Here is an 11956-nt window from a genome sequence, read left to right as displayed (position 1 = left end):
GGTCGGAAATAAGCGACGCAGTGGTCACAGAAAATTTTTCAGGTTCTTGTTGGAGTTCGTTTCTGCTTGTTCCAAATCACCCTAAACAAGAATTTTAAATTCCGGAAATATCAAATTCCGGAATAAAACTCTCCTCTGCCGTCTCTCCATCCTGGATAAATCCATTTTCCACCCCAATTTCAATCGCATAATCCACGACTTCATCATATTCCCGCGGTGTTATTTTTCTTCCAAGTTCCGGATAACGCACCTCGATTCCCTGCATTGGCGTATACTGGTTCATAATGCTGATATATATACGGTCTCCATATGTCTCATACAGATAGTGGATCACTTTCTTGGATTCTTCCACATGTCCCGGAAGTACTAAGTGACGAACTACTACCCCGCACAGCATTCGTTCCAAATCGCTATCTCCGTAATCCACATCAACAGACAGTTCATCTGTGATTATCCCAGAGTTTTTCCCAGAAACCATCTCAAACCGCGCAGTTCCCACCTGCTGCACCATTTCCTGCAACGCAAGTTTCGCCACCTGCGGATAATCCGCTGCATGAGAATAAGTAGCGGCCATCTCTGCACTCAGATATTTAAAATCCGGCAGATAAATATCCACCAGTCCTTCAAACATCTGCAGTGTTTCGACTTTTTCATAGCCGGATGTATTGTATACAATTGGAAGCTGCAGTCCCTGCAACTTGGCAATCTCCAAAGCCCGGACTACCTGCGGTGCAAAATGCCCTGCCGTCACCAGATTGATATTCCATGCGTTCTGGTCCTGAAGTTCTAAAAATATCTCTGCCAGCCGCTCCGTGGAAATTGTTTTTCCCACGTTTCCTGCTGCAATGGAATGATTCTGGCAGAACACGCAGCCTAAGGTACAGCCCGAAAAAAACACGGCTCCGGAGCCCGCATCGCCGGATATGCAGGGTTCCTCCCACATATGCAATGCAGCCCGTGCCGCACGTATCTGATCGGTCTGTCCACAGTAACCTGTTTTTCCCTGTGTCCGGTCCACATGGCAGTTTCTCGGACACAGACAGCAATCAGTAAATTTATTCATATTCAACTTCTCCAAATTTGGACTCGATTTCCTTGTCTTCCTCATCCAAATGCTCTGCCGGAAGATGATGCTCGATAATCTCTAAGAAACGCCCAATCTCCTGCCACGCATGCTTGGATTCTGGAATCATCAACATCGCCATCTGGAAAACATGAAACATTCCCTCGTACACACTGAGCCGTACTTTACAGCCGGCATGCTTTGCCTTTTCTGCCACGAGCTCAGAATCACTCAGCAGCATCTCGTAACTTCCCACCTGGATCAGCATCGGCGGAAAGCCGCTGAAATTGCCATAAAGTGGGGAAATATACGGATTGGTCGGATCTTCATCCTGAATATAGTCTTTGCTGTAGATCAGACTGTCTCTGGTATTTCCAAACAGCGGATCTCTTTCATAATTAAAATTGTAAGATTCACCGGACTGGGTGAGATCCGTCCACGGCGACATGCAGATAAGCCCCGCTGGAAGCTTCCGGTTCTGATTTTTCAGGTACATGCAAAGTGCCAGCGCCAGTCCGCCACCGGCGGAATCTCCGGCAACTACGATCTCATGCTCCTGCCAGCCCTGCTGAAGTAACCAGTTATAACCGGTGATAGCATCCTCCAGTGCCGCCGGATACGGATGCTCCGGTGCCACACGGTAATCCACCGTCAGAACGCTCATGCCCCGGCCCAGTTCACTGTAAAGTCCCGCAAAACTGCGGTACGCATTGCGCATGCCCCCGATATATCCACCTCCGTGCAGCTGAAGCAGCACCAGGCGCTCATTTTTGATATCACACTCCAATAATTCCAGACGGCAATTTTTCTCTTCAATCACGCGCAGATTATAAAATTCCGGCACTTTCCACTCGGGTTCTGTCATCTTTTTGCGCAGTTCGCCGCTTTTTAACTTTCTTCCAATCAGATTGTCGGATGCGACTCTTGCGATCAATTCACGCATTACTTTTCCGCGAATACTGTTGTCAGTCTGTAACATTCACTTTTCTCCTATTACTGATACTATTTTTTGCTCTTTGAATATAAAATGCATTTCAGATGCCGGCAATACTATACGTGAAAACGACGATACAACTCATCTACAGCCCGACGTCCTCCCAGGATCACACTGCCAATAAACACAAAAATGGCCACGCACAGTGCGATCAGACACATGATACTGTCACTGGAAATTCCAAAATGATGTAAAATATATGGTATAACACTCAGTACTATGATCAGCATCTGCATCGGAATATAACTCTGCCAGTTTCTGCTGTTTACGATCATCAGTACAATAATGGTCACATCGATCAGGATAAAGGCCGCCGGCAGTACATAGTTTACTGACCAACCGGAAAATCCTGTCAAAAAATCGATCAGCGTAACGACGGCCACGCCAAGTAGCGTCTGCAACAGTATTTTAAACTGATACCCATTGTGCTTCTGAATCGAAAATTTCAATGTAATATACGCGTATACGAGGCATGCTCCGGTCATGATGGACCACCCGATCCGGTCTCCCACATGAAAATCAACGATTACCAGGATTGCCTCCGCAATGATGGCAGCTAACGTATAAATACTCAGTGCCATCTGAATTTTCTTTATCTCTTTGTCCGGATGAAACGGGTAGGTCGGTTTCATTTCCAGTGCCTCATCTCCGTCTCGCTCCGTAATACATTTGCAAAGTGGACATACGTTAGTCGGATCGATAAATTCCACTCCGCAGTTCCAACATTTATTCATAATACACACCATTACTTTCTATTGTTACCGGAATATCATTTGCCACCAGATAACGGTAAAATGCTTTCTGCAGTTTCGTATCTTTCATCACAGATGAGATCGTAGATGTTAGCGTACCCTTATAAGAACACAGACACATTTTCAGATTCTGTCCTTTGGAACGTGACAGGATAACACTGAAATGATCCACATAATCCTCGTATTCCGGCGCCACCTGAATATTTCCAAGGTTTGTGATGGTAGCTGTATTGGCACTTGCCGCCATATTGTAAATGTATTTCATGCCGATTTTTTTAAATACCAGTGGGATGGTCCGCAGGATCATGGTTTTTTCTCCGGTTACATTATAGGAAAAAATATCCTCCAGATGTTCTTTTGTGATCTGCTCCCGCAGGGATTCTTTTACTTCCCCGATGACATCCTCAAATGACTGGTTTTCTGCCTTTGGATGAAAAGTCGCCGTAACCATAACGAAAAAGTTTTTCGTCGTCACGGAATTAAAATACGGCCGCAGGTTTACCGGAATACTTGTGGTGATCGGCCGCTTCGACGGCATCCCTTTCAAATATTCCTGATAGATCGCCCAGATAAATACCGATACCAGAAATTCATTGATGGTGGCACCGTATTTCTTCGCTGCACGTTTCACCGCATCCACCGGCATATGTCCGTGAATGATTCCCATTTTTCCTTCCGGGAACATGCTGCCTTTTAAAATATAGGCTTTCTCCGATTTGTAGGATTTTTCAAACCGGCTCTTTTTATAATTCTGCAAAAAGCTGTCTTCGGTATTCAGTGAAGTGTCCTTGTGCAGCCGATTTCCATACTTCTCACCAAGCTCCGGATGAGACAGACGCAAATACTGATACGTCAGCTCCTTCAGGAAATTTAAGGCGCCATTGCCGTCCGTCAGGGAATGAAATACTTCCAGATTAATACGGCATCCGTAATAAGTCACACGGAACTGATAGCTCCGGTTGCGATGTTCGTCAATGTAACGGCACGGATACGTATGCTCCTCATGCACCGTCGGCGATTTTTTTCCATTTTCTTCAAAATAGTACCAGAACATACCCTGGCGCAGTCTGCAGTTAAATACAGAAAATTTCGGCAGTACCATGTCTAAGGCCTGCTGCAGCAGTTCCTGCTGTATCTCTTCTTTTAAAATGATCGCCACACGGTAGACATTTGTCATGCCTTCCCCGGCAATAACCGGAAAAAGATGCGCCGTGTTGTCAAGTTTTCCCCACTTGATCTCACGGTCTTTGCCTCCCTTTGTTTCCTTATAAGCAGACCGGACTTCTTTCCGCACCTGCTTTTCCTGCGCTTTCTGCTGTTTTTTCTCAGCTTTCAGCTGTCTTTTTTCTTCTTTACTCATAGATTCTAATTACATCCCTGTTTTATTATTACGCGCTTACACATATCGGGCAATACCCACACGGATCCTTCCTTTTTTGGTCTCCTGCAAAAAGCCCCGGAACACAAATTTTCCGAATCCGCGCACGGATACAATATCTCCGCTTTTCAGTATACCACTATTCCGGTCGTATTGTCTGCCATTTACAAATATTTTTCCTGCCCGGAAAAGGTCCGTACTCTGGGTGCGGGACAGTTTGTACGCCTTTGCCACCACTGCGTCACAACGATTTGAACTGACCACGAATTCTTCTTCCGCAAACTGCGGTTCCGCCTGCTTTGGGCATTCCTTTGTGATCTCCGTGATCATGGATGTGTGGCGCACCTGACTGATATGCTCCGCCAGATAGACCGCCATTGCATCCTCACAGAATACATAACCTGTGGCCTCTCTGACAATAATATCACCAAGAACATCCCGCTCTATTCCGAGATTCATCAATGCACCTAAAAAATCACGGTGACTTAACTCCTCCGCGAATTTCGGCGCCAAAGGGCGGATCATCACGCAGCTGATGGGAAACTCCTCCTCATACCCTAAAGTTTCCTCTGACCCGAACCGCAGTATCTGCCGCTCGCAGCCTTCCGTGCCGCCAAACAGTTTCCATGGTACAAAATCAAGTTCCCGTTCCATGGCATATACATCCGATACCTCCGCTGCATTTAAAAACCCGGAAAACGTATAAATATTTTGCTGATAACAGCGGTTTGCCAGATCCAGCACCCGCCGCTTTAATTCTTCATTTTCTTTCATGAAAATAAGTATAACATACGCCTATCTCTTTGCACAAGAAAAGAGGATACCAAAAGCGTACTTAAAAAAAAACACTATTTTTGTAAAATTTATCCAATTTCCGGCATAATAACTGGTAAGATTGTCTAATTTTAAACTATTCAAAAAACACTTGCATGTCAAACCATTGTATATTATAATGAGTTCTAAATTGTATTTTATTCAGTACAATTTCAATACAAGAAGGGAAGTGAACGTATGGAATTACAGATTCAGGACTTAGTTTCCTCCATCCGCAAAGACGGAATTGACGCAGCCAATGCAGAAGCAGAAGCAATTATTTCAGAAGCTAAGAAAAAAGCAGACGCCATTATCGCAGATGCAAAATCCGAAGCAAAAAGTATACAGGAAGCTTCAGAAAAAGAAATCGGTATTCTGAAAGAAAGCGCTGCCATCAGTGCAGAACAGGCAAAACGTGACGCGATACTCGCATTTAAAACCGAGGTGAAAGCAGAATTTGAAAAAATTCTTTCTGCAAAAGTGAAAGACAATCTCTCGGATGCTGCACTTGGGAAACTGATCAAAGCTGTTATTACAGACGAAGGGGTAGATAGTTATTCCGTAGAAGTTGCAGAAGTAAGTGATGCTCTGAAAGCAGAACTTGCAGAAGAAATCAAAAACGGTCTCGAGATCAGACCAGCCAAAGGCGTACGCGCAGGCTTCCGCCTGTCAGCAAAGGATGGTTCCGGTTATTTTGACTGTTCCGATGATGAGATCATGCAGATGCTGATGCCATACTTCAGAAATCTTGATTTCTAACAGGAGGTGCTTATGGCTTCATATTATTATCTGATATCCAGCCTGCCAGACCTTAAGACCGACGGTGATATGCCATTTTCCTATGAAGAGTTTCTTGGCATGTGCCAGTCAAATGTAAGTGAATCAAAATACGAATTTTTAAGTAATCTCACTCTCTCCTCTGATGAGGGGCCACTCTTAAAAGACTGGGCCGTTTTTTATAACAACCTGATGAGTGAACTGAATTATCAGAGAAGCGCAAACCTTGGACGGGCCTACTTAAAATCCTACGACAAGGATGCAGTGCTCACCCAGATAGTTGGAACGGTGCTTGCAGCAAAGAATCCGCTGGAAGCCGAAAAGATCCTGCTGGATTACGAATTTGAAAATCTTGATTCCCTGGTAGGTTTGCATACCTTTGACGATGTATATCTCTTTGGGTATGCGGTGAAATTGAAACTGCTGGAGCGCCAGAACTGTTTTGTACAGGAAAAAGGCAAAAAGGAATTCAAACGTCTTTTTGATCAGGTGCAGCAGCGCGTTTATCAGTTATAGAAGAAATACACATCTTCACTGATAAAACGGAAAACTATTAATAACAGGAGAAAATTGAATGGAAACAGTAACAGGATATGTAACTGGTATTAACGGGAACCTGGCAAATGTAAGTTTCGACGGTTCCGTTCATAAAAATGAAGTTGGTTATATCCTTGTTGACGGAAAACGCTTAAAAGGCGAGGTTATCCGAATCAACAACGGCGTAGCCAGCATGCAGATCTACGAGATGTCAAACGGCATTAAAGTCGGAGACCCAGTAGAATTTACCGGTGAACTGATGAGCGTAGAACTTGGACCGGGTCTGCTCACACAGGTATTTGACGGTCTGCAGAATCCGTTGCCGGATCTGGCCGAGCAGTGCGGATTCTTCCTTGAGCGAGGTGTATACCTTGACCCGATTCCGGACAGAGAATGGGAATTTACCCCATCCGTAAAAGTCGGTGATGCCGTAGAGGCAGGTGACTCCATTGGAAGTGTTCCGGAAGGATTATTCACACATGAAATCATGGTGCCATTCACTCTGAAAGGCCATGACTGGAAAGTAAAATCAATCAAAGAAAAAGGTTCTTACCATGTACGTGCAACCATTTGCGTTATTGAAAATGGGGATGGCGAGGAAAAAGAGTTGAGCATGGTTATTTCCCAGCCAATTAAACAGGCTGTAAAATGCTACGATGAAAGACTTCGTCCGGACGAACCACTTGTAACACAGATTCGTTGTATCGACTCTTTCCTTCCGGTAGCAAAAGGCGGAACCTTCTGTGTACCGGGACCTTTCGGAGCAGGAAAAACGGTTCTTCAGCATATGGAAGCAAAAAATGGTGAAGCCGATATCGTTATCGTTGCCGCATGTGGTGAGCGTGCCGGCGAGGTTGTAGAAATCTTAAAAGAATTCCCGGAACTGGAAGATCCGAAAACAGGCAGATCTCTGATGGAGCGTACGATCATTATCTGTAACACCTCTTCCATGCCGGTAGCTGCACGAGAGGCTTCCTGCTACACAGCCGTAACACTTGCTGAGTATTACAGACAGATGGGTCTGGATGTTCTTCTGCTTGCAGATTCCACCAGCCGCTGGGCTCAGGCAATGCGTGAGATGTCCGGACGTCTGGAAGAGATTCCTGGTGAAGAAGCTTTCCCGGCTTACCTTGAATCCACTATCGCTTCTTTCTATGAGCGTGCAGGTAAAGTAAGACTGAAAAACGGCAAGATCGCATCCGTAACCATCGGTGGTACCGTATCACCGGCAGGTGGTAACTTCGAGGAGCCGGTTACACAGGCAACCCTGAAGGTAGTTGGTGCATTCCACGGACTTTCCAGAGAGCGTTCTGATGCACGTAAATACCCGGCGATCCATCCGATGGATTCCTGGTCAAAATATGACGGCGTTGTCGATATGACCCGTGTGGAAGAAGCGCGTTCCATTCTGCACAGAGGAAATGAAATCAACCAGATGATGAAGGTAGTCGGTGAGGAAGGAACTTCCGCAGAAGATTACATTATTTATCAGAAAGGTGAGCTTCTCGATTCTGTATATCTGCAGCAGAACTCTTTCGATCCGATCGATGCAGCATGCTCTCCGGACAGACAGCGGGAAGAATTCAGCGTCCTTTACGATGCTTTGATGGCATCCTATGATCTGGATGACAAAAATGAGATCCGAGGTTTCTTCAACCAGTTAAGACAGGAATTCCTTGACTGGCACGGTACAGAATTCAAATCACCGGAATTCTACGCACAGGAAAAGAAAATCTCAGAATTCTACAAATCAAAAGCTGTTGAGTAGGAGGATGTTAGCGTGCAGAAAGTATATACAAAAATAGAATCAATCGTCGGTAACGTAGTTACGGTCAGAGCAAAAGATGTCCGTCTGGGCGATCTGGCTCTCGTAGGTGACAGTTATGCGACTGTTATAAAACTTGATAAAGACCTGGTGTCCCTTCAGGTATTTGCTGGTGCACAGGGTGTCGGAACCAGTGATCCGGTCCGCTTCCTTGGCAGACCAATGATGGTTTCCTTCTCTGATCACCTGCTTGGAAGAGTCTTTGACGGTGCCGGTGTTCCAAGAGATCACGGTCCGGCGCTGACAGAAAATATGATTCCGATCGGCGGACCGTCCTTCAACCCGGCAAAACGTATTTTACCGAAAAATATGATCCGTACCGGTATCCCGATGATCGACGTATTTAACACACTGGTAGAGAGTCAGAAACTTCCAATCTTCTCTATCTCCGGAGAACCTTACAATGCACTGCTCTCCCGTATCGCACTTCAGGCAGAAGTAGATGTCATTGTTTTAGGTGGTATGGGACTGAAATATGATGATTATCTGGCATTCCGTGATACTTTGGAAAAGGGCGGTGCCATGAGCCATACGGTTATGTTTATCCATACTGCTTCTGATCCGACGGTAGAGTGTACTCTGGTTCCAGATATGGCACTTGCTGTTGCAGAGCAGTTTGCATTAAATGGAAAGAAAGTACTGGTGCTTCTTACTGATATGACAAACTACGCCGATGCACAGAAAGAAATGGCGATCACTATGGAACAGGTACCTTCCAACCGTGGTTATCCGGGCGATCTGTACAGCTGTCTGGCTTCCCGTTATGAGAAGGCCGTTGACATCGAAGGTGCAGGATCCATTACGATTCTCGGTGTTACTACAATGCCAGGTGATGACGTTACACACCCGGTTCCGGACAACACAGGTTATATCACAGAAGGTCAGTATTATCTGAAAAACGGACACATTGAGCCATTTGGATCTCTCTCCCGTCTGAAACAGAATGTAAATGGAAAGACAAGAGATGACCACCGTGCTCTCATGGATGGTATGATCCGCCTTTACTCTCAATATAAAGAAGCTCTGGAGAAGAAATCCATGGGATTCCTTATGAGCGACTGGGATGAAAAGCTTCTGAAATATGGTGAGCTTTTCGAGACAAAACTTATGGACCTCAGTGTAAATATTCCACTTGAAGATGCCCTTGACCTTGGCTGGGAAATCCTTGCAGAATGCTTCGAGCCAAATGAAACCGGTTTGAAGACAAGTCTTCTGCAGGAGAGATGGCCAAACAAAGAAGCATTAAACTAAAAGGAGCAGTTGATGGCTATCAAACTTACAAAAAATGAGCAGAAATTGCAGAAAGACCGCCTGAAACAGTATCAGCGTTATCTTCCTACGCTGCAGTTGAAAAAGCAACAGCTGCAGGCCGTGATCACGAAGACAAAAGCTGACCTGGAACAGAAGGAAGTCGAGCGTGCTCAGATGATCGGTGACCTGGATGACTGGGTTGCAGTATTTGCTGAAAACGAAATCTTCGAGGAAAGCAAAAAACTGGACTATCTGGTTCAGCCGGATACCGTCATCTGTAAGAATGAGAACATCGCCGGTGTCACCGTTCCTGCTTTTCAGGAACTAACTTTCAAAGACATCGAGTATGATGTGGACGACTATCCTCTGTGGGTGGACACTGCTATTATAAAACTCCGCGAGATCGCACGTCTGGATGCTCTGGTATCAACACTGCGCAAACAGGAAGCACTTCTGGAGAAAGAGTTACGCTCTACTTCCCAGCGAGTCAACCTGTTTGAAAAAGTCAAGATTCCGGAAGCCAAGGAAAATATCCGCATGATCGGTGTCTTCCTTGGAGATCAGCAGACAGCGGCTGTTGTCCGCGGAAAGATTTCAAAGAAAAAATTAGTGGAGGCGGCACAATGATAGAGAAAATGAAAATGGTCTGCGTCGTGTCATCCGTCTCCCGAAAAGACGAGATGCTCGACGGGCTTCGATCCTTAGGGCTCTTACATCTGGCAGAAAAGAAAAGTCCGGACCGCGCAGTTGCAGAGCGTTTTACAACGCTGTCCAAGACAGCTTCCGCTCTCACGGACTATGCGTCGGATAAAAAGAAGAAAAAAGATCCCGCACCGGTTCTCTCCGATTCCGAATTTGAGGAAATGTATCAGAATGTGCTGACCACATTTGATAAAAAGTCCTCCCTGGAACAGGAAATCAGTGCTGCCAATGCCGAGCTGGAACGGATCCGGTCATGGGGCAATTTTTCACCGGAAGAGGTAAAACGCATCAAAGAAGATGGATATGATCTCCACTTCTACCGCCTTGGTAAAAATGAATACCAGATGGCACTGCAGGATCCGGAGATCAAAATGATCGCGCTGACCCCGGTGGACAAAATGCACACGGTTGCAGTACTGGGAACACTTCCGCTCACAATTCCGGCAGCAGAATTTACCCTCCCGGAAAAAGGCATCGATGATCTGACCGCAGAAATCAAAAACTGCCGGACTGAAATCGATGCATGTGAAGAAATCCTAAAAAAATCCAGCATCTATGATGCAAGTTTTCAGGTTCAGATGCTGAAGGCGCAAAATGCAGAAAACTATTCTTCTGCAAGTGAAACAGCAGAAAATGATGAAGATTTTGTATGGATTTCCGGATACCTTCCGGAGGCAGATCTTCCGAAATTTAAAGCTGCGGCAACAGAGCATAAATGGGCATGGGCCATGGATGATGTGTCAGAGGATGACGCAGATATTCCTACCAAAGTAAAATACGGAAAAGTGTCCGGACTGATCCAGCCGGTATTTGATATCCTTGGAATCCTTCCGGGTTATCGGGAGTCTGATATCTCCCTCTGGTTTTTCCTGTTTTTCACCCTGTTCTTTGCAATGATCATCGGTGATGCCGGTTACGGCTGCCTGATCCTGATCGCAACGATCGCTCTGGTAGCAAAAACAAAGAAATTTAATACTACAACTTATCTGTTACTGGTTCTCTCCATTGCGACTATCGTATGGGGTGCTGTCACAGGTACGTGGTTTGGTATGGAAAAAGCAATGCATGTGCCTTTCTTGAAGGCTCTGGTCATTCCTCAGTTTGCAAACTACCCGGAATACTTCGGTGTAAGCGCTGTGACACAGCAAAATGCCATCATGAAGTTTTCCTTTACCATCGGAGCAATCCAGATGGCACTGGGAAGTCTGATTTCTATTAAAAAGAAACTGAGCGAGAAAAACTTAAGCTGGGTGGCAGACCTTGGATGGCTGGTTGCAGTCATCGGCATGTATCTGTTATCTCTGTATCTGGTTATTGGTCAGAAGCTTAATATCGTACCGATCTTCGCCATGGTAGGTGTTGCATTTATCCTGGTCGTACTCTTCGGTGGCATGTCCCCGGACAAAACATTTGGACAGGGTCTGAAAAGTGGTGTTGCAGATGCATTTACTGTATTTTTAAATACGATCAGCTGCTTCGGTAATGTAATGAGTTACATCCGTCTGTTTGCGGTAGGCATGGCAGGCTTTGCCATCTCCCAGAGTTTTAACGGCATTGCAGCTGGTTTCCACGGCCCACTCATCATTCTCGGCGTTGTGGTCGTACTGATCGGACACGGACTGAACATTATCATGTGTTTCCTTTCCGTCGTTGTACACGGCGTTCGATTAAACGTTCTGGAGTTTTCCGGACAGGCAGGCCTGGAGTGGACAGGAATTGCATACGAACCATTTAAACTTAACAAAAAGATTAAAAAGTAGTAGATTTGCAAAAGATGCACTTACGGATTATGTCATGGATTACATGATATGCATCTTGCAACAGGAATGATAAAAACATTCCTGAATCAAAACAGCTTAAAAAA

At 45.4% G+C, this 11956-nt stretch carries 11 protein-coding genes; 6 read left to right on the top strand and 5 right to left on the bottom strand.

Going from position 1 to position 11956, the window contains the following annotated elements:
* Positions 1-94: 94 nt before the first annotated feature.
* The 5 genes from Q0I54_RS04500 to Q0I54_RS04480 form a co-directional block, all read right to left on the bottom strand.
* The gene (locus Q0I54_RS04500) at positions 95-1063 is read right to left on the bottom strand and encodes a radical SAM protein (protein ID WP_296116797.1); all 969 of its coding nucleotides are present in this window, start codon (positions 1061-1063) and stop codon (positions 95-97) included.
* Positions 1056-2042 carry an alpha/beta hydrolase gene (locus Q0I54_RS04495; RefSeq protein ID WP_296116794.1) on the bottom strand — a complete coding sequence of 329 codons (987 nt, stop codon included), beginning with the start codon at positions 2040-2042 and terminating at the stop codon, positions 1056-1058. Before Q0I54_RS04495 ends, Q0I54_RS04500 begins: the two co-directional genes overlap by 8 nt.
* A gap of 71 nt (positions 2043-2113) precedes the next feature.
* On the bottom strand, positions 2114-2791 hold the full coding sequence (locus Q0I54_RS04490; protein WP_296116792.1) for a DUF6320 domain-containing protein: 678 nt from the start codon (positions 2789-2791) through the stop codon (positions 2114-2116).
* Positions 2784-4169 carry a hypothetical protein gene (locus Q0I54_RS04485; protein ID WP_296116790.1) on the bottom strand — a complete coding sequence of 462 codons (1386 nt, stop codon included), beginning with the start codon at positions 4167-4169 and terminating at the stop codon, positions 2784-2786. Before Q0I54_RS04485 ends, Q0I54_RS04490 begins: the two co-directional genes overlap by 8 nt.
* Before the next feature lie 36 nt (positions 4170-4205).
* A complete protein-coding gene (locus Q0I54_RS04480) occupies positions 4206-4961 on the bottom strand; it encodes a YlmH/Sll1252 family protein (RefSeq protein WP_296116789.1) in 756 nt (251 codons plus the stop codon).
* 237 nt (positions 4962-5198) lie between these two features.
* Here Q0I54_RS04480 and Q0I54_RS04475 point away from each other — a divergent pair, with 237 nt between their 5' ends.
* From Q0I54_RS04475 to Q0I54_RS04450, 6 genes are read left to right on the top strand one after another with little or no spacing between them, the layout of a single operon-like run.
* A complete protein-coding gene (locus Q0I54_RS04475) occupies positions 5199-5759 on the top strand; it encodes a hypothetical protein (RefSeq protein WP_296116787.1) in 561 nt (186 codons plus the stop codon).
* Positions 5760-5771: 12 nt separating this feature from the next.
* Positions 5772-6293, top strand: a complete 522-nt coding sequence (locus Q0I54_RS04470) for a DUF2764 family protein (protein ID WP_296116785.1) — start codon at positions 5772-5774, stop codon at positions 6291-6293.
* A 58-nt stretch (positions 6294-6351) separates the two neighbouring features.
* The gene (locus Q0I54_RS04465) at positions 6352-8082 is read left to right on the top strand and encodes a V-type ATP synthase subunit A (protein ID WP_296116783.1); all 1731 of its coding nucleotides are present in this window, start codon (positions 6352-6354) and stop codon (positions 8080-8082) included.
* A 12-nt stretch (positions 8083-8094) separates the two neighbouring features.
* On the top strand, positions 8095-9390 hold the full coding sequence (locus tag Q0I54_RS04460) for a V-type ATP synthase subunit B (RefSeq protein ID WP_270367430.1): 1296 nt from the start codon (positions 8095-8097) through the stop codon (positions 9388-9390).
* Between the two features lie 12 nt (positions 9391-9402).
* Positions 9403-10017, top strand: coding sequence for a V-type ATP synthase subunit D (locus Q0I54_RS04455; RefSeq protein ID WP_296116781.1), 615 nt, complete (start codon positions 9403-9405; stop codon positions 10015-10017).
* On the top strand, positions 10014-11852 hold the full coding sequence (locus Q0I54_RS04450) for a V-type ATP synthase subunit I (protein WP_296116779.1): 1839 nt from the start codon (positions 10014-10016) through the stop codon (positions 11850-11852). The genes Q0I54_RS04455 and Q0I54_RS04450 overlap by 4 nt, the downstream gene beginning before the upstream one ends.
* Positions 11853-11956: the final 104 nt, after the last annotated feature.

The sequence above is a fragment of the uncultured Eubacterium sp. genome, assembly GCF_934295145.1.
Lineage (GTDB): Bacteria > Bacillota > Clostridia > Lachnospirales > Lachnospiraceae > Eubacterium_I.
The sequence above is the reverse complement of the archived record's forward strand: the minus strand, read 5'-3'. Positions and strand labels throughout refer to the sequence as shown.

Bases quoted from the DNA above. Each gene is read 5' to 3' on its own strand.
- Q0I54_RS04470 (WP_296116785.1), top strand. From the start codon at position 5,772: ATGGCTTCATATTATTATCTGATATCCAGCCTGCCAGACCTTAAGACC.
- Q0I54_RS04455 (WP_296116781.1), top strand. From the start codon at position 9,403: ATGGCTATCAAACTTACAAAAAATGAGCAGAAATTGCAGAAAGACCGC.
- Q0I54_RS04450 (WP_296116779.1), top strand. From the start codon at position 10,014: ATGATAGAGAAAATGAAAATGGTCTGCGTCGTGTCATCCGTCTCCCGA.
- Q0I54_RS04480 (WP_296116789.1), bottom strand. From the start codon at position 4,961: ATGAAAGAAAATGAAGAATTAAAGCGGCGGGTGCTGGATCTGGCAAAC.
- Q0I54_RS04495 (WP_296116794.1), bottom strand. From the start codon at position 2,042: ATGTTACAGACTGACAACAGTATTCGCGGAAAAGTAATGCGTGAATTG.
- Q0I54_RS04475 (WP_296116787.1), top strand. From the start codon at position 5,199: ATGGAATTACAGATTCAGGACTTAGTTTCCTCCATCCGCAAAGACGGA.
- Q0I54_RS04465 (WP_296116783.1), top strand. From the start codon at position 6,352: ATGGAAACAGTAACAGGATATGTAACTGGTATTAACGGGAACCTGGCA.
- Q0I54_RS04490 (WP_296116792.1), bottom strand. From the start codon at position 2,791: ATGAATAAATGTTGGAACTGCGGAGTGGAATTTATCGATCCGACTAAC.
- Q0I54_RS04500 (WP_296116797.1), bottom strand. From the start codon at position 1,063: ATGAATAAATTTACTGATTGCTGTCTGTGTCCGAGAAACTGCCATGTG.
- Q0I54_RS04485 (WP_296116790.1), bottom strand. From the start codon at position 4,169: ATGAGTAAAGAAGAAAAAAGACAGCTGAAAGCTGAGAAAAAACAGCAG.